Here is a 15,157-nt window from a genome sequence, read left to right as displayed (position 1 = left end):
GGGAGGCCGGCAAAGCCGGCCTGGTGGATTAAACCTTCATGTGTTTGTGACTAAATCGTGAAGGAGCTTGATCACTCGGATCGTTTTCTTGATCCCGAAGCATCTTTGCTGCAAGAGGGGCAACTCATGTAGCAGCCAACGGAAGCTTCAACGCTGTGAGAGGTGAAACTCTCACAGCGTTTTCATTTGCAGAGAAGGGCTGGCCCGGTACCCGTTCGAGTGGCCATGCCAGGGTCGATGGGCTATAACCTTTGAATTCCCTAATGGGGCGCTCCCTTGGCCCTGACCACCCTGAAGTCTCTCAACGCCGAAAGCAAACAGCTCGAAGCCTAGAAAAAGGTGGTCGAGAAGCGCGACGGTGAGGTGCCCAAAGCCCTGGCGGTCCTCCAGAAGTATGCGAAGGTCCTCAGTCCGGCCCAGCGGCGGCAGGTGGCCAAGCTCATCGGGGAAACGATCGACGCCAAGCCGGCGCGTGCCGCCAAGGCTGCCGCGGGTCCCCTCGAAGGGCGCAAGCCCGGGAAGGTGGCGCCGAAGTATCGCCTTTCAACCGGTGAGACCTGGGCAGGTCGCGGCTTGGCTCCCAAGGTCTTCACGCAATGGGGCAAGTCCGCACAGGGCAAGGCGTGGGCTCAGGCCAACCCCGGTACGAAGTTGCCCTCGGCTGGTGGCACGGTGAGGAAGGCACACGCCAAGGTTGCCGAGAAGGCGGGCAAGACGGTGAAGAAGGCCGTCCAGAAGGCCGTCAAGAAACTTGCGAAGAAAGCCGTCGCCAAGAAGGCCAGCAAGAAGGCCTGATCATGCGCGGCCTGTTCCCCAAGAAGAAGAGCCGGCTCTCGCCGCAAGGCAACGCCATCGCGGCCGCCCACGTGCTGCTGGACAGTGCCGAGGGGCGATTGGACGAGAAGCCCGCAGGCAGGCGCTTGCGCGAGGAAGTGTGCCTAATGGCCCTACCTGACCTGCATCCAATGCCTGTCAGGGCAAGAAGCCTTGGTGGCCATTGAATCGCTGCCCAAAGGGTGGCAGGACAACGGGCGCACCCAGGTGCACCTGTTGGGGGCTGCGGTCATGGCTGCGCACACGGGGGCCAACCTGCGTCCGGACGGCAGCTCGCTATGCGCCAGCTACTTGCGATCGCCACACGACTTTCACGCCACTGTCACGCGGTTATGGCGATCTTCACCCCAAGTGAACAGGAGATTGCAGAGCGCCAATGGCCCGGGCGCCTTGACTTGCTGCCACCCGCGGGCCTGTAGGATCCCATCATGGAACTACTTTTGCGTCTTGCTATGGTTATCTTGGCCTGCGCAACTGGTCTGGCGCTGCTCCAGCTTGTGATCGCGCTCTTCAAGGCGCCGTCCTGCCGGGAATGGTTGCGCCGCAGGAGAGCGAGATGATGCGTTCGTTTCACTACGCCTACCGGAAGGCTCGCGATTGGCACAGCTCCGTAGCGACATCGATTTGGGCCGGAGTCCGCTATTCGTTTACGGGCGACACCGGCTATTTCAAGTCGCACGGTGGCTGGCGTCTGTCTCGCGTGCACCGGGGGCCTGAATCGGCGGAGCAATGATCGCTTCGGCTGAGCCTGGCGGGCCGCCAAAGGATTTAAGCCCTACACAACCCGCTCGGTTTGTTTCGCTTACAGATCGGCCGTTTGTGGTGCGGTGAGCCCATCTACCCGGACGGCCGAAATGACGGGCGGCGCGCAGGCGTTGCTCTCACCGCTGCCGCTGTCGGATACTGATCCTGTCCATCGTTCGTAGCTCGCAGTTCGCGCCGCCCACGGAGCCACAAGAGGGACGAAAGCCGCGGTTCTCGCGCACCTCGGGGCCGTGATCCCTAGCGAGGTCATCGCTCTTGCAGCCAACTTGAGTCGGGGACGGGGCTAGCCATGGTGCACTCTTAAAGGTTCAGGAATAGCGCAACTGAAAACTGAAATTCAAGCTGGCCTGCGTTTTGTACACAGCTGATCCACGTTGGCCGGCTTGCACTGGTGCCGAGTGAAAGGTAGCCCGTAATGTCTAAGTGTGCGGTGGTGTTCGTAAGCGCGGCTGTGGAAGAGATCGGTGAGGAGCGCTTGCCCGAAGTCATGCGTGCAGGCCGAGAGTTCAATGCCAAGTGCGGCTCGCGTGCAGTTGTATGCTTCGACCGCAGCAGGTTTTTAACGTATTTGGAAGGCACAGCGAGTGCGGTGGCTGCGAGCTCCGTTTACACCCAGTCCTTCACCCTGCATACCGAAATCGTTGAGCTGGCGCGGGGCTCCATCCAGCAGTTGCGGTTCCCTGCGCATGCGTTGCTCTTCCTGCCAGTGTCGGAGGCCGAGATGAAAGGGTTGATGAGGTCGGACTGGGTTAACTTCTCCCAGCGCTTCGGTGGGAGGTTCGTGCCTGAAACGGGAATGGAACGGCTTGCCGAATTGGTCAACAGTCGGAGGAATGACATCCCGCGATGACGGGGTAGCGGACTTGCCTGTAGGTCCCGCGGTTGAGATCGGACAAGCGGAAGCACGGGCGTTGGCAATTTGGCACAGTCGATAGGGGCCTGCCATGCGGTTGGAATTCACTCACAGCCACATCTACCCTGGGGCCGCAGCGACCCTGAACGGAGAGCAGGCCGAATCGGGCGAGGGAACCACGTGCTTGGTCGAGCTCAGCGATGGCGTGGTCCTTTCGACCAATTGTCTGGTTCAAGACGGTGAGATCATTCTTTCCATGCCGAGCTACCTGACCGCCCGTGGTGCAAAGATTCCCGCTAAGGATTGGGTGCTGCGGAAGGACTTGGAAACCGGCGCTTGGAAGGCAAAATCAAAGGGTGCCGAGTAGCGCGTGTCGCTCTCCACGACCCGGCAGTTTTTTTGGTCTAAAGCAGTCATTGGAGCATGTCATGCCAAATCGTGCGGTGGTCTTTGTGAGCGAGGCCAGCCCCTACCTCTCCGCTGGCCGACTGGTTGAGTTGATGGCCGATGCTGAGCGGTTCAACAGGCAAGCCGGGGTGACTGGTGTGACCCTCTACGACGGGGCCCGCTTCCTGTCCTACATGGAAGGCGCACCGGACGGCCTTCGCGTTGCATACGCCAGGGCATCCGAAGCGCGCAGCCACCTGAACTTGATTGAGTTGGCACGCGGACGTGTCTCGCAACGCCGGCTGCCGCGGTGGCCAATGCGATTGTTTGAGGCCAATGAGGGCCAGCTGCAGAGCATCGCGATGGCGGGCTGGGCCGGCTTCGCGCAGCGGGGCGATGCGGAAGCAATGAATGCTACGGCGATGGATCTCCTTGTGCGATTCACAGGTGGGCCGGCTGCCTCGGTCTACGTTGGGCCCCTGTCTAGGCCACTTAGCAAAGGAGGGGCGAACTGAGCATTTAGGCAAGCGGTCTGCTACACAGGAACGAAGCGACGCTCGGAGTCACATTGCCGGCCGCCAGTGAGGGATGAATTGCTAGGTTGCAGTCGTCTGAGCCTGACTTTCCGCGTCGCAGGAAGGGCAAGCGTGGAACATACGGGATTGGTTGAGGCCAGCGGCGTTCGCGTTCAAACTGCTTCTGGAGCAGTCAGGGTTCGAGGATCATGGGGACTTCCAAGCCAGATAACGATTTGAAACGGGTCACCTTGTCAGTGGGAGAGCACGTTTACACCTGCGAGATCTGGCGGCTCAGCGAAAGCCGCTGGGTCCTCCTCGGTGTCGAGGTGCACGGCGTGGGTGAGCGCTCGGATTTGGGCATCAAAGCGCCGTCGTGCCTCAAAGTGTTGGAGGCGGGGGAGCAGATCGCCTCTGAAATCCTCACCAATCCCTGTGGCTGACTTGGTGCTGGAAGGTTCAATGGGCTGTATGGATCCCAAGGACGGCAGATGAGCATTTTGAACGTGTTGCTGAGTGCCGATCACTTGGCTGTGACCGTCGATACCCTGGCGCAAGACGCTCAAACCGGGGCGCACTCAGAGGGCGCCAAGTTGCTCCTGATCCCTCAGCACAACGCCGTCTTGGCCACGCGTGGGTCGGCCCAGTTCTTCCTAAGAATCTACGAGCTCTGTCTCCAAGCCAGTTTTCGAGCGGACTTCACGATAGAGCGGCTGTCCGGCGAGCTCGGCGGCGTGATTGATCGCCTCTGGCCAAACTACGTGAGGGCGGCTGCAGCCGCTGGCATACCCGTCAGCGCTATGCACACCGAGTTGGTTTTGGGTGGCTGGTCGGCGCACGCCCAGCGCATGGTCGCCACCGCTTATGCCAAGTCCGAAGACGGCCACCCCGCCGTGGTGCAACCGCTCGTCGGAGGCTTGGCGTCGCCCGGCGAGCCCTTGCGGAATCAGCCGGCGGGCATGGGACGGGCGGAGTTGATGGCAGCAGGACGTTTGCAAGCCGCTTACCTCAACGGCGACAGTGAGCGGCCATTGGCGGGCGGCCGTCTGCTGGGGGCAATTCTCTCAAAGGGCCAAGCAACCGTTCTGGACCTGGGAAGTCTCTAGGGATCAGGGCAAAGCGTCGATTTGCTCGGCCACAAACCTCAGGCCATGACGCAAACCAAGCAGAAAGTCTGCATTGGAGCCTGGCTGCGGAGGCACATGGTTGTCGACGATCATGGGCATCAGGTGGGCCCACGCCACGCGCACCGCGGTGGGATTTGCAGAACTGGCGACCAACGCCCTGACCGCGTACTCCAGGGCATTGGTTTTGCCCTCAGCGTTGGACAGGCGCCTCTCGCACTCGCACAGGCGGAGCTCCAACTTGACCAACGCCTCCGTCTCAGCCTCGTGCATACCCCTCCTCCGTTGGCTGGCCACCGAGTCTCGGCCTGGCAGCAGTGTGGCCCCAAGCTCAAGCGTAGGAAACCGGTGAGCGTTCAGCTTGGCTGCACCGTCAATTGGTCCCTTCAGGCCAGCGCATAGACGTCCGCTATTGGATCAGGGCTCGCCTGGCGCGGGTGGTGAAGTCGGGGGGCAGAGCTCTTCCAGCCTTGCTCGTGCCACTGCCTGGCGGTTGTCGCAGAGCGGGCAAGTGAGCACGGCGGCGCCGTCCAAGTCCAGCAGGCCATGCCCTGGAACCAATCGCAGTTGGCGGCCGCATTCCAGACAAGCGCAACTGATCCGCGTGACCTGCAAGAGCGAGCCGTCGGCCCGCCGCACACCCTCAACCTGATCGATGAAGGAACGTCCAATGTTGGGCATGAAGATGAACAAAAAGCTGAACAGAGCGGAATGCATATGATGCACCGCGACAACCCCACCGGAACCTGATGAGAAAATTGAATTCTGAAGAATTCATCTACGGGGTCGTCCGCGCAGTCCGCACGCCAGATACCGCTGCCCGATCCCTCTATTGCCGTAGCAGGAGCATGATCAAGAGGCGCGCTGCACGGTGACAGCCTAGGCACAGGGAAGTGACCGAGCGGCGCTGTTGGAAAGCGCTGAGCCAGTGCGTTCACCAGCAAAAGGCCAGACCGGCGGCCAGTCGGTTGCGACCACTGCCGAGGGTGTGTGTCGCACGTTGCCCTAAAGAGGCCACTTGCTAGGGGTGCCGATCACGACGATGCCCTGAACTGCCGGGGCGTCACCTGGGGCGAGGGGAGTCACCCCGTTGGTTCGGCGGCGCCAACTGGGGTCAGCGCCATGGCGGAGAGTTTCACGATTGTCGCGCCCATCGGACGCACGGAGATCTTGCTAGGACGGAGGTCAAGCGCCAGTGAACGCGCTTGGGTTAAACCGCGCTAGAGGCCTACCCAACCTGGATGGCGGCCAGAGCGTCTTTGGTTGAGAGAGGGCGGCCGTAATGCCATCCCTGGCCGATGGCCTCTGGCGCGATCCGGTAGAGAAGTAGCTCTTGCTCTTCTGTTTCGACGCCTTCTGCGATGACATCCAGCCCAAGCTCACGCGCGATGCGATACATCCCTGGCAACACGGGCCGCAAGGGTGAGTCCTCGTTGATAGCGGCCACGAACATGCGATCGATCTTGATTCCTCGAAACGGTGACTGGCCGAGGTGAGAGAAGTTCGCGCTGCCCGTCCCGAAGTCGTCGATCAAGAACCGGTATCCCAGAACCGAGAGGGCCTGCATGTTGCTCTTGGCGGCGGCAGACACGAGTTCTTCCCGCTCGGTGATCTCGATGCGAATCTGTTCGGGGGACACGCCAGAATCGGTGGAAACGCTGCTGATGTAGCGAACGATGCACTCTTGGGCCATGTCCACGGGCTCGGCATTGATGCTCACGTAGAGGTTTCTGTGCTCCCGCAGAGCGGGGGCGAGGTCAGTCATGGCACGGGCCAGCACGTATCGAAAAAGATCAGGACTCAGGCCGAGGCGGTGGGCGATGGGCACGAAGACGGCCGGCGGGATTTCATCGTCTCCCGGCGGGCGCCAACGGCTGAGCGCTTCAAATCCCACGAGCTCCCGCGTGCCAATTCGACGCAGTGGCTGGTAGGCCAGTTCGATCTCGCTGCGCTTCAGTGCAAGCACCAACCGTTGCTGGATGGTTTGCCGAGCCGTGATTTGGTGTTTGATCAGCAAGAACGCGAGCAACAGCCCTACCGAGGCACCCGCTGCCAGGATGGTGGTGAGCAACGCCGAGGGTAGTTCGGACACCACGTGCCTAGGGCTGGTAACGAACGCGCAAACGTCGGCCACCCGGCTGCAATGTTGAGCTTGGACGAGAGACGGGGTGCCGACGCGGCTGGTCGGGGACAAGGTGCGGAATGTAAACGATCGGTCCTTCGTTTCGATGCTGATGGAGCTGCTGCGCGCAGGGTCCAAGCTCTCGAAGGCAGACGGGGAGGACACGGTGAATGTGTCGCCTTGGGCGATCAGATTGGACCCGGTGTAGGGGGAGCCAACGAGATCCGATGCGTGCCAAAGCCGGACAGCGCCGCTGGAGAAGCGTGGGGCGGGGAGGGTGTAGGGGCGCGAGCGCCCCCAGAGAGCGCTGCAGACAAGGCGTCCGTCTCGGATGCGACCGATGTCGCTCATGTAGCTGGAGCGGAACGCGATCTCTTTCAGTGAGTCAATGTCGTTAGCCGAGCAAGGCGGCTGTCCAATGCGAGAGGCTTGTTCGGCCGCGACGCGCCTTGCAAAGGATATAGCCTCCGAGCGCGCCACCGCGGCTTCCGCCACGGCCTCCGCCCCTGCCTTGTCACGCACGTAGAGGATGGCTTGGGCCACGGCGAGCATCGCCAGAAGGCACACCGCCGTGGCTCCTGCGACGGTCAGGACGCAGTGAAGCCGATTTTTTCGAACGCTCAAAGCAACCCCCGATCTGCCACGCGCCCTCGCTTCGCTGGGCTTTGCGCCTCAATTACCTGGTAAGAGGCATATCGGCAAGCTGCCCATGAACTTCAGCCCTAACCCCACCGGCATGCAAGCCCTGATCGAACAACCATACACCCGCGCCTGAACTGGACAGCTGACGGACGCGAGCCAAGGGTCCGTCAGCGGTGACATTTGCGTCGCTTTTAATCACAGATGATCACTGTCACATGCCCCATCTGGTGCGGAAGCTTGCCTTGCCCTGGGCGTCCCACACCTCCGCTGGCTCCCGCTCACCAAAGGCTGGGAGGTCTTTGCCAAAGACGAAGCGGAACAGGTCCCACTGGCGGCGGAACGCGGGCGACCGTCGGTGGCCCAATCGGGAATGTCGGGCTTTTCTCCGGTGGCCTTGCCGATGAGGCGCAGGCCCAGCGCGTGGAAGGTGGACGCCTCCACGGTCAACTCCGCCAGGCCCAAGCGCTCAAATGCCAAGGTCGCGCGCTCCTTGAGCTCTTCGGCGGCCTGTTTGTTGAACGCCAGCAGGACGATCCGTTTGGGATCCACGAAGCCGCGTTGGACGGCGTAGGCCGCCTTGGCCACCATCGTGGAGGTCTTGCCCGAGCCGGCTGAGGCCACCACCTGCACGCGGTTGTCGAAGCACACCACGGCCCTGGCTTGTTCCGGGGTGAGCGGCTTGCTCTCCACCCGGTCCAGTAAGTCTTTGCTGGCCACCAGCTCGCGTTCCACGTGGGCAGCGTTGAGCGCGGCCCAACCCGGGCGGTGGTCGGCTTCCCACGCGGCCAGCGAGCGCTCGATCGCCTGGGCAGCCGATCCCAGCCGGATCGGCACGCCGGGATTCTTTAGGCGCGATCGGAGGGCGTCCGGGTCAACCGTGGGGCGGGCCGCCAGGACATCGTCCTGCTGCTCGTGGGTGAACCAGCGGCGCTGTTCGAAGCAGGATCGCTCTTGTTCTGCCTTGTGGTCCAGCCATGCGTCGATCTTGCCCTGCTGGTCCTTGAGGAACGCCACCTCCTCGCGCAGGCGCTTCTCCTTCAATGCGAAGTTCAACGCTTGAATCAAATCGGCGCCTTGGGGGTCCAAAAGGTGCCGGCGTTGACGCGGTAAGCCGCCTCGTCTTCGACGTTGACCCGGTGGGTGCGCCCGTCCAGCGCCAAGGCGAGCTCCAGGCCGTCCAAGCGCAAGAGCCACTCCGATGATCCCGTGAGGCGCTGGCCCACCCACGACGGGGCCCATTCCTTCGCCATCCTTTTGCTGTCCATGCCCCGCGATCATCCAACGCTAAAGTGAGAAGCCGATCACGTCATGATAAAGCGTGAATGCCTGTGTGGGTGGCCACCTTGGCCAGCCCCGGGTGCCAAGTCCCCTTGGCCATGCGCTGCTGGACGCGGGCGCGATATGCATCGGGTGAGGGGGCCGGGGTGGGGCGTTTGTGGCGGCGCAGGTTGCAAAGGTGGCACGCGGCCACGACGTTGTCCGCCACGTCCTTCCCGCCGTCCTGACGGGCCAGCAGGTGTTCGGCCGTGCATTGGAAGGGCGCTGCCGAACGGCGGCTCAGGCCCAACTCGTCGGGCGAGCACAGCCACATCGGACCGCTGCAGTAGTAGCAGCGGCCTTGCTGGGCGTGGAAAGAACGGGTGCGCAGGATTTTGAGGGTCTTCGTACTCAACGGTGGGCTCCGGAATCGAAAAGGATTCCCGCGCCCCCATTGGGTGGACCTCGGGCACCCGGAGCCTATTGGCTATGCGGGCACAACACCGACGCTTTAGCGACCGGCAGGGATTTTATACGCCGTGCCACGGGCCTGAGCAAGAGGGCGCCACTCACAAGTGGCCGTAGTCTCGGTTAGAACAACCCCGCTGAATCCAGGTGGTGATGTTGGCCCGGCAGAGATCCTCGTCCTGTCCGTCCACGTTGGTCATGCCCGATGGCGGCGCAGACCACATCTTCTGCAGCACGTAACGAGGCTCAATGCCCATGCTGGTCAGGTAGCCAACTATTTGCCGGTAGGGCTGGCTGTCGAAGGGGATAGCATGACCATCGGGTGTGTAGATTTGATGGAATCCGAGCTTGGGATAGGGCGACCAGTTCTGCCGTTCAACCCCAGCCATGAAGACCAATGGGCAGGCGGAATAGCAATTGTTGAACAGGGTGGTATCTAGACCCCTGCTTCGAATGTATGCGCCCGCCTTCATGGCTTCGTGGACATAGCCCCCACCACTGCCCAAAGCCACCACTTCGACGGTGGGATTAGCCTCGATCGCATCTTGGACTTTCTGAGCGAATCCTTCTTCAATGTCGCCCAGGACTTTCAGCGCCTTGCCGTCGTTGGTTACCACGTAGAAAGACGATTGGCCCTCTTGCTTGATGAAGGCACGGGGCAATCCCAGCTGCCCGGCGCAATCCAGGTTCCAGGTGACCACCCGTTCGTCGTAGGGCATGCCCAGGATGTGCTTGGCGACGCTGGCGAAGTTGTGGAGCGAATTGCTCATGATTCGCAGGTCGGAGGCGTTCTCCGTGGTCTGCGTGTCGTAGTCGGGTTCGTAATCGATGGCCAAGGGTCTGACCAAATCGGCTTTCCCCAGCAACTGGCCAAGCACGTAACACTTGTGCTCGGGGATGTGAATCTCGTTGAAGGCCGTTCCCGCGTGGGTGTGGCCATCGATCGCCACGCCGGCGTCGAAGACCTTGGAGCCCAAGGCGGATCGTTCGTCGATGAGCTTGCGCAGCCGGGCAACCACCGCCGGATCATCGACGTGCCCGCTCGGTTCATCGGCGGCGGGAGCAGGCTCTTCCACCGGCACCGGCTTCGTTCCCGCTTCGGGAGTTGGCTCGGGTAAAGCCGGAGCGGGAGTCGGTGCCACCACGGGCGGCGAGGGTGGTGTGGGCGCGTTGCATCCCACGAGCATGGCTACGAGGGCCAGGCCAATGATCCGTTGGCTCATAAAGTGTTCTTCCCCTGATTGGCAAAGAATACCCGAGGCCCCGAGGGATCGCATCGTGGGGCGATGACCCGCGCACCAGCGGCTAAGGCCGCGGATTCCCTTCCCGGTGCGGCCATGCCTATTTCGACCGCCGAGCACCCCGGACCATGCCCGACCAGAGCGAGGCGATGGCGGGAGGGGCGTGGGCCACTGCTCCATTGGGCGCGGTTGCCGGGTGCGAAACCTTGGGTCCACGTGCCCGAGCGCAAGTGCGTTGCACTCCTCCACGGTGTTTCGGCCTCTCTGTCCTCCTGCGCTGCCGCTCCGTCGCTGCCGAGGTGCTGCACGGCCTTTCGTCTCCCCGGATCGGTTCGCGAGCAATCCGCTCGAACCCAACGGAGCAACACCATGGCCAAGAAGAATCCCCAGCCCGCCACCGACCGCCTCGACGCCTTTCTGGTAGAGGAATACGAAGTCCAAGGCGAGAAGCGCAGCAACTGGTCGAAGATCGGCGCTGCCTGGCCGCACCAGGATGGCAAAGGTTACCGCCTCGTTCTCAACGCCCTGCCAGTCAACGGGGTGGTCGTGCTCCGCCTCCCGGAGCCCAAAGACGCCTGAACCCCACGGGGCCCTTCGGGGTCCCTTTCATTTCCTAAGGGAGAACGCCCGTGACGACCATCAACGCCCAGTGGTGCACCGCCTTCAACGCCGCTCTGCAAGCGCACTTCGCCCTCACCATCCAAGACGCCGGGTTGACCGATACCGAGCTGGCCCGCTACGCCGACCTGCAGCCCCGAGAGGCTGCCCTCACGTTCGGCGAAGACCACGATCTGGACCGCGTCGATCGCGGGTGGTTCACCTGAAGAGGCATTGAGCCCCTTCGTTTCATTCCCTCAAAACCGGGCTTTTCTCCCGGTCCTTCTCTTTAGTCAAAGCGATCCCCTTGCGGGTTTTTCGTGCAGGTGTATCCCAAACGTATGACGTTCGCGATGCGTTCGTCTGACACCGACCAACGAAACGAAAGGGGGGGGGACATGTTCATTGGATTCAGACTGACGAAGCGGCTGGTCGTCAACGCCGTGGTTGCCCTGGTGCTGGCGCGGTTGCTGTTCATGGGCATGGACGGCTTGGACCGGTTTTCCGACACGTGGAACCGCACCTTTGGGGCGAGCATGCCCAACGCCAGCGGGTTGCGCGGCGCCGTCAACGGCGCACGCCAGGTGTTCCCGTCGGGGCTGGACGAGTATGCGCGCCAAGCCGAACGGGACGCGGCCCAAAGCACCACGCTCATGGACGTGTTTGCCAGCGTGTTCGGACGCGTGAAAAACGAGGAGGTCATGTTGCCCTCCACCATTAATTCCGCTGGAGGGGAGGGCTCGATCTATGACCGCTACGACCATTGACTTTGAGTGGCTGTCCATTCTCTCCGGGTGGTCCTTGCTCAACGACAGCGCGGCGCTGCTGCGCACCCCCGGCCAACGCTGGGCTGGCTTGGAGGGATTGCTCATCGGCTACGTCCTCATCGCTGGACAGTGGTTCGTCCTGGCCACCATGGCTGGAGCGCTGGCATGACCACCGTGGGCGCGGTATTGGCCGCCATGTTGGCTACAGCGTTCCTGGCCGCTGCCCTGGGCCTGGCCGGTATCCATTGGGTCAATGCCCGCCACGCCAGCGGGGCGCTTCGTGTGCGTTACCGCTGGCGTGCCCAGATCCTTGCCGGTTTGGCGTTGGCGTGGGTGCTTACCCTCGCGAGGCTGTCCACGTGAGCCGGCCACCTTACATGCAGATGGCCGTTCGCGTGCCACGGCAGCTGAAAGAGCGGCTGGAACAGGCGGCAGCCCGAGAGGGGCTGCATGCCAGCGAAATGGTTCGCTTGTTGCTTTGCGAGGGCTTGGCACGCCGTGCGGCGATCAATGGGCAGGGGTCCTCACGATCCGGTAGTTGAGCAGCGGCCGAACAAAGTTGGCCGGCGTGGACTTGTCCAACGGTTGGGCGCGCACTTGGTATTGCCCGCTCTCGCACAAGCGCAACAACTCAGCTTCGTCGTGAATCTCGCGCTGACCATCCTTGGTGTTGCCCATCTTGGCTACCCGGAACGCCACGTTTCCCGTGTCTCGGTCCCTCATCCGCACCGGGACGATCACCCTTCCATCGGGGCGAACCAGGTGGAAGGCTCGGGCAAAACGGTCGCCGTTGGACGCCCTAGCTGGTGAAATCGGGTCAGGCGGCGTGGCACGCTGGATCGGTGCCGGTGCGAGGCAAGACGGAGTTGGCGAGGGCCGTGCTGGGGCCTTGTGGCCCAATGCTTGGAGCGCCAGCTGTTTCTTGCGGCCCGGTTCGGTGGCGGTGTCACCGTCGATCCAGGCTTGAAAGGTCCCGTTGGCCGGGCTGGGGTGTGAGGCAAATACCCACGTTCGGCCCTGGGCGCGAAAGGCCACCTCGTTGAGGTCTTGGAAGTCGTTGAACTGTTGGCGCATGAGCGCCTTGACCCCCTTCACGTAGGCATCGGTGGTCCCCAACAAGACCACGCGCTCCACGCTGTCAGGAAGCGGATCCAAGTGGCGTGCCACGCATGTTTTCATGGCTTCCAAAGGCAACGACGAACGCATGGCCTTGGGCATGATGGTGCCACTGCTGACCAGCTTGCCTTTCTCCATCACCGACAGCCCACAGCGCACCAAGGAGGCGGCGCCCATGTGGCGGCTTTCGGCGGTCAGGGCGTCGTTGATCGTTTGCCCACCCAGATCGATCCCAAGCTCGTGCAATACAGCTGCGAGGCGAGGGCGCATAGCACCCGCGAAGGCGACCCCATCGAAGCTCCCGTGTTGGGCGGCGGCAATTTGGGTGGCCCCCTTGGAAAACCCCAGGACCAAGGTTTTAGGGACGCTGGTTCCCCAGTAGCCGGGATTGGCACGGAGGTGCCAGCCTCCCTCTACACGCACATCAAGTCCTGGTGCATGGCATGCGCGGCACGCCTGCCAGCCGTGGTGAGTTGTCATGGGGCCTCCGCATGATCCTTGAAGGCCCATACAGTTAAAGCACGTGCGAGCGGTATGCAAGAGCTTTTTGTCGGCTAAATGTGGCGGAAAAATGGGATGGCATGGGATGGCGTGCAATAGCTGCGTGGCAGCACGGTGTGGAGTAGCCTGACACCATCATACGAAGGTCAATGGCATGGATGATCCGGCTGAGTTGAACATGGAAGCGTGGCCGGCTGAGGTGGCCTTCGTGCCCTACGTCGGCCGCGGCTACTGGAAGGGAGTTGAAGGGCGCCGCGTCTTGCTACTGGGCGAATCCCACTACCGGGAGGCTGGGTGGACCGACGACCCCGTTATCACTCGTCCTTTCACCCGCAAGACGTTCGGCGACATGGAGACTTGCAACAGGAAAGGTGGTGGCAAGTTCTTTGATGAGCTGGATCGCCTGCTGACTGGTCAAAGCAGACCAAATGTTGTGGATGCCGCCAATGCATGGCAGCACGTTGCATTTTGCAACTTGTCCCAGTGCTTCGCCGGCACGAGAGCTGGCCACCGTCCGTCTGGAACCGACTTCAACCATGGGGGGCGAGTGCTGGTAGAGGTGGTCCTACCCATTCTCCAGCCAGACGTGATACTCGTTCTTGGGCGCACTGCTTGGCGAAGATTCGATCACGGGAAGCCGTCGGACCAGCCAAGCTTCCATGCGAGCCATGCCAACTCCGAGGGCAGGAGGCGGCGCTATCTGGAGGAGCGCAACGTATGGTCTCTCGATTACGGCAAGGGATGGGCGTGGATGACTTGGGTCTACCATCCATCCTGGAACGTAGACCGCTGGGAGGATCGTGCCGCAGCTCTGAGGCACCTTTTGAAATGCGGGAGTGAAAGGCAAAGGACATGACGCAAGAATCGTTGAAGGATGCGAACCGTGATGCGCGGGAGCCGCAGACCGCAAAGCGCCTGCCCACGGCGTTGGACATCGCGCAGGAGGCCAGAGAGGCCAAGGCCAGCCTGGAATCGAACATGTCCTGCATGGCCCGCATCACTGTTCCCGCCGGCAGTGAGCGCCACCGGGTGACCTTCCAGCTGTTGAGGGCCTCGATGGACTACGGGCGTGCGTTGCTGTTCCTGTTGGAAACCCATCCCATCGATCTTCCAGCGGTGGCCTTGGCAATGCACCGCTCCCAGATTGAGCAATTCCTGCGGGCGGTGTTTGTCCAGTTCCTTGCCGATGACGAACAGCTGGCGGACTTTCTCCAGGAAGATCGCGGCCCCCGAAAGAAGAACGAGAAAGGAAAGTGGGTGGCTATTGCCCTCAAAGACCTGGCCGCGGACGTGGAGCAGGCCATTGCACGCATCGGGCAGGACGATGAGCCTCAGAAGCTGGCTCGGACGGTGACCAATTCGTGGGACCCTCTTTGCGGACTGGTCCATGGCGGGAAGGCCATTCGGGTGATGTATCAAGATCCCAATGGGCAGATCGGGGCGCACGTGCCGGCAGCCATTCTTTTTCAGACCACCGTCAACGCGGTGGCCACCACCAACTTGTGCGTCATTGCAGCACTGACGGCGGTTGGGGTTGGGGCCTTTGAGGAAAGCCCCGTTGTTGAACAGTGCGCCAGCGGGATGTTGCACTACATGCAACGGAGGAAAGCCCGCATGGAAGAGCTGGCCTGGCCGCCTTAAAGGACCGGTCGCGTATTGTCGCGCTGCTCTGTATCCCCGCCAACGATCGCTGGCGGGGAGAGTTGCAATCGGAGGTCTGCGAATCCTCGGTTTAGGCGGTGTGCCTTCTGGCCAAGGTATTCCCAGGTTGAGTCTGCGGCGTCGAATGGAGGCTTTTCGTTGAGGATCAGCTGGGCCGATGCCTTGAATCTCTCAAGAAGTGCTGCTTCATGCCCCGGTGGGTCCAGTTCAACGCGGCTGCGGGCCTCCGCTGCGTTGAGCTCCAGCATGTTCAGTTCGATCAGCGTGGCCATGGCAATGGCTGACCGGGTGGGCTCCGTCCTATTG

General features: G+C 62.1%; 23 protein-coding genes. 15 read left to right on the top strand and 8 right to left on the bottom strand.

Features of this window, described 5'->3' with window-relative positions:
- The first annotated feature begins 339 nt into the window (after positions 1-339).
- The 7 genes from AC5P7F_RS00475 (at position 340) to AC5P7F_RS00445 (ending at position 4,460) form a co-directional block, all read left to right on the top strand.
- A complete protein-coding gene (locus tag AC5P7F_RS00475; RefSeq protein ID WP_481462396.1) occupies positions 340-795 on the top strand; it encodes an H-NS family nucleoid-associated regulatory protein in 456 nt (151 codons plus the stop codon).
- 2 nt (positions 796-797) lie between these two features.
- Entirely contained in the window at positions 798-1,001 is a 204-nt protein-coding gene (locus tag AC5P7F_RS00470) for a hypothetical protein (protein ID WP_049430716.1), read from the top strand.
- Positions 1,002-2,014: 1,013 nt separating this feature from the next.
- Positions 2,015-2,449, top strand: a complete 435-nt coding sequence (locus tag AC5P7F_RS00465; RefSeq protein WP_481462397.1) for a BLUF domain-containing protein — start codon at positions 2,015-2,017, stop codon at positions 2,447-2,449.
- A gap of 187 nt (positions 2,450-2,636) precedes the next feature.
- Positions 2,637-2,819 carry a hypothetical protein gene (locus tag AC5P7F_RS00460; RefSeq protein WP_138927470.1) on the top strand — a complete coding sequence of 61 codons (183 nt, stop codon included), beginning with the start codon at positions 2,637-2,639 and terminating at the stop codon, positions 2,817-2,819.
- 61 nt (positions 2,820-2,880) lie between these two features.
- The gene (locus AC5P7F_RS00455) at positions 2,881-3,354 is read left to right on the top strand and encodes a BLUF domain-containing protein (protein WP_049396662.1); all 474 of its coding nucleotides are present in this window, start codon (positions 2,881-2,883) and stop codon (positions 3,352-3,354) included.
- 209 nt (positions 3,355-3,563) lie between these two features.
- Positions 3,564-3,797: a hypothetical protein gene (locus tag AC5P7F_RS00450; protein ID WP_049462738.1), complete on the top strand. Its 234-nt coding sequence runs from the start codon at positions 3,564-3,566 to the stop codon at positions 3,795-3,797.
- Between the two features lie 48 nt (positions 3,798-3,845).
- On the top strand, positions 3,846-4,460 hold the full coding sequence (locus tag AC5P7F_RS00445; RefSeq protein WP_104920659.1) for a hypothetical protein: 615 nt from the start codon (positions 3,846-3,848) through the stop codon (positions 4,458-4,460).
- 3 nt (positions 4,461-4,463) lie between these two features.
- On the opposite strand, the gene AC5P7F_RS00440 is transcribed toward AC5P7F_RS00445, so the two are convergent.
- Positions 4,464-4,751, bottom strand: coding sequence for a hypothetical protein (locus AC5P7F_RS00440; protein WP_049462740.1), 288 nt, complete (start codon positions 4,749-4,751; stop codon positions 4,464-4,466).
- Between the two features lie 273 nt (positions 4,752-5,024).
- Here AC5P7F_RS00440 and AC5P7F_RS00435 point away from each other — a divergent pair, with 273 nt between their 5' ends.
- A complete protein-coding gene (locus AC5P7F_RS00435; protein ID WP_139319691.1) occupies positions 5,025-5,228 on the top strand; it encodes a hypothetical protein in 204 nt (67 codons plus the stop codon).
- A 478-nt stretch (positions 5,229-5,706) separates the two neighbouring features.
- On the opposite strand, the gene AC5P7F_RS00430 is transcribed toward AC5P7F_RS00435, so the two are convergent.
- The 5 genes from AC5P7F_RS00430 to AC5P7F_RS00410 form a co-directional block, all read right to left on the bottom strand.
- Positions 5,707-7,167, bottom strand: coding sequence for an EAL domain-containing protein (locus AC5P7F_RS00430; RefSeq protein WP_481462398.1), 1,461 nt, complete (start codon positions 7,165-7,167; stop codon positions 5,707-5,709).
- Between the two features lie 270 nt (positions 7,168-7,437).
- The gene (locus tag AC5P7F_RS00425) at positions 7,438-8,295 is read right to left on the bottom strand and encodes a UvrD-helicase domain-containing protein (RefSeq protein ID WP_481462399.1); all 858 of its coding nucleotides are present in this window, start codon (positions 8,293-8,295) and stop codon (positions 7,438-7,440) included.
- Positions 8,296-8,303: 8 nt separating this feature from the next.
- A complete protein-coding gene (locus AC5P7F_RS00420) occupies positions 8,304-8,507 on the bottom strand; it encodes a hypothetical protein (protein WP_312131512.1) in 204 nt (67 codons plus the stop codon).
- A 41-nt stretch (positions 8,508-8,548) separates the two neighbouring features.
- The gene (locus tag AC5P7F_RS00415) at positions 8,549-8,914 is read right to left on the bottom strand and encodes an HNH endonuclease (protein ID WP_312131513.1); all 366 of its coding nucleotides are present in this window, start codon (positions 8,912-8,914) and stop codon (positions 8,549-8,551) included.
- 154 nt (positions 8,915-9,068) lie between these two features.
- Positions 9,069-10,190 (bottom strand): COG3904 family protein, encoded by a 1,122-nt coding sequence (locus AC5P7F_RS00410; protein WP_481462400.1) that lies wholly within the window; start codon positions 10,188-10,190, stop codon positions 9,069-9,071.
- A gap of 387 nt (positions 10,191-10,577) precedes the next feature.
- Here AC5P7F_RS00410 and AC5P7F_RS00405 point away from each other — a divergent pair, with 387 nt between their 5' ends.
- From AC5P7F_RS00405 to AC5P7F_RS00385, 5 genes are all read left to right on the top strand, one after another.
- Complete coding sequence (locus AC5P7F_RS00405; RefSeq protein ID WP_164263281.1) at positions 10,578-10,787, top strand: hypothetical protein; 210 nt, start codon at positions 10,578-10,580, stop codon at positions 10,785-10,787.
- Between the two features lie 50 nt (positions 10,788-10,837).
- Positions 10,838-11,032 carry a hypothetical protein gene (locus AC5P7F_RS00400; RefSeq protein ID WP_088475662.1) on the top strand — a complete coding sequence of 65 codons (195 nt, stop codon included), beginning with the start codon at positions 10,838-10,840 and terminating at the stop codon, positions 11,030-11,032.
- A gap of 171 nt (positions 11,033-11,203) precedes the next feature.
- Positions 11,204-11,572, top strand: coding sequence for a hypothetical protein (locus AC5P7F_RS00395; protein ID WP_049430712.1), 369 nt, complete (start codon positions 11,204-11,206; stop codon positions 11,570-11,572).
- Positions 11,553-11,741: a hypothetical protein gene (locus tag AC5P7F_RS00390; protein ID WP_104920664.1), complete on the top strand. Its 189-nt coding sequence runs from the start codon at positions 11,553-11,555 to the stop codon at positions 11,739-11,741. Before AC5P7F_RS00395 ends, AC5P7F_RS00390 begins: the two co-directional genes overlap by 20 nt.
- On the top strand, positions 11,738-11,935 hold the full coding sequence (locus tag AC5P7F_RS00385) for a hypothetical protein (RefSeq protein ID WP_107432809.1): 198 nt from the start codon (positions 11,738-11,740) through the stop codon (positions 11,933-11,935). The genes AC5P7F_RS00390 and AC5P7F_RS00385 overlap by 4 nt, the downstream gene beginning before the upstream one ends.
- Before the next feature lie 144 nt (positions 11,936-12,079).
- Here AC5P7F_RS00385 and AC5P7F_RS00380 read toward each other — a convergent pair whose 3' ends face one another.
- Positions 12,080-13,168, bottom strand: a complete 1,089-nt coding sequence (locus AC5P7F_RS00380) for a hypothetical protein (RefSeq protein WP_481462401.1) — start codon at positions 13,166-13,168, stop codon at positions 12,080-12,082.
- A gap of 175 nt (positions 13,169-13,343) precedes the next feature.
- On the opposite strand from AC5P7F_RS00380, the gene AC5P7F_RS00375 reads away from it, so the two are divergent.
- The gene (locus tag AC5P7F_RS00375) at positions 13,344-14,045 is read left to right on the top strand and encodes a uracil-DNA glycosylase family protein (RefSeq protein ID WP_107432805.1); all 702 of its coding nucleotides are present in this window, start codon (positions 13,344-13,346) and stop codon (positions 14,043-14,045) included.
- Positions 14,042-14,830 carry a DUF6988 family protein gene (locus AC5P7F_RS00370; RefSeq protein WP_099596968.1) on the top strand — a complete coding sequence of 263 codons (789 nt, stop codon included), beginning with the start codon at positions 14,042-14,044 and terminating at the stop codon, positions 14,828-14,830. Before AC5P7F_RS00375 ends, AC5P7F_RS00370 begins: the two co-directional genes overlap by 4 nt.
- On the opposite strand, the gene AC5P7F_RS00365 is transcribed toward AC5P7F_RS00370, so the two are convergent.
- Positions 14,827-15,123, bottom strand: coding sequence for a hypothetical protein (locus AC5P7F_RS00365; protein ID WP_481462402.1), 297 nt, complete (start codon positions 15,121-15,123; stop codon positions 14,827-14,829). The two genes, AC5P7F_RS00370 and AC5P7F_RS00365, sit on opposite strands and share 4 nt — an antisense overlap.
- Between the last annotated feature and the right edge of the window lie 34 nt (positions 15,124-15,157).

Source organism: Stenotrophomonas sp. YJH_SMC_105-26 (assembly GCF_059368915.1).
Note: the sequence above shows the minus strand (reverse complement) of the source record. Positions and strands in the feature narration are given on the sequence as shown.

Coding starts and splice junctions, on each gene's coding strand:
- AC5P7F_RS00470 (WP_049430716.1), top strand. CDS start 798: ATGCGCGGCCTGTTCCCCAAGAAGAAGAGCCGGCTCTCGCCGCAAGGC.
- AC5P7F_RS00465 (WP_481462397.1), top strand. CDS start 2,015: ATGTCTAAGTGTGCGGTGGTGTTCGTAAGCGCGGCTGTGGAAGAGATC.
- AC5P7F_RS00455 (WP_049396662.1), top strand. CDS start 2,881: ATGCCAAATCGTGCGGTGGTCTTTGTGAGCGAGGCCAGCCCCTACCTC.
- AC5P7F_RS00450 (WP_049462738.1), top strand. CDS start 3,564: ATGGGGACTTCCAAGCCAGATAACGATTTGAAACGGGTCACCTTGTCA.
- AC5P7F_RS00445 (WP_104920659.1), top strand. CDS start 3,846: ATGAGCATTTTGAACGTGTTGCTGAGTGCCGATCACTTGGCTGTGACC.
- AC5P7F_RS00440 (WP_049462740.1), bottom strand. CDS start 4,751: ATGCACGAGGCTGAGACGGAGGCGTTGGTCAAGTTGGAGCTCCGCCTG.
- AC5P7F_RS00435 (WP_139319691.1), top strand. CDS start 5,025: ATGCCCTGGAACCAATCGCAGTTGGCGGCCGCATTCCAGACAAGCGCA.
- AC5P7F_RS00420 (WP_312131512.1), bottom strand. CDS start 8,507: ATGGACAGCAAAAGGATGGCGAAGGAATGGGCCCCGTCGTGGGTGGGC.
- AC5P7F_RS00410 (WP_481462400.1), bottom strand. CDS start 10,190: ATGAGCCAACGGATCATTGGCCTGGCCCTCGTAGCCATGCTCGTGGGA.
- AC5P7F_RS00405 (WP_164263281.1), top strand. CDS start 10,578: ATGGCCAAGAAGAATCCCCAGCCCGCCACCGACCGCCTCGACGCCTTT.
- AC5P7F_RS00395 (WP_049430712.1), top strand. CDS start 11,204: ATGTTCATTGGATTCAGACTGACGAAGCGGCTGGTCGTCAACGCCGTG.
- AC5P7F_RS00390 (WP_104920664.1), top strand. CDS start 11,553: ATGACCGCTACGACCATTGACTTTGAGTGGCTGTCCATTCTCTCCGGG.
- AC5P7F_RS00385 (WP_107432809.1), top strand. CDS start 11,738: ATGACCACCGTGGGCGCGGTATTGGCCGCCATGTTGGCTACAGCGTTC.
- AC5P7F_RS00380 (WP_481462401.1), bottom strand. CDS start 13,168: ATGACAACTCACCACGGCTGGCAGGCGTGCCGCGCATGCCATGCACCA.
- AC5P7F_RS00375 (WP_107432805.1), top strand. CDS start 13,344: ATGGATGATCCGGCTGAGTTGAACATGGAAGCGTGGCCGGCTGAGGTG.
- AC5P7F_RS00370 (WP_099596968.1), top strand. CDS start 14,042: ATGACGCAAGAATCGTTGAAGGATGCGAACCGTGATGCGCGGGAGCCG.
- AC5P7F_RS00365 (WP_481462402.1), bottom strand. CDS start 15,123: ATGGCCACGCTGATCGAACTGAACATGCTGGAGCTCAACGCAGCGGAG.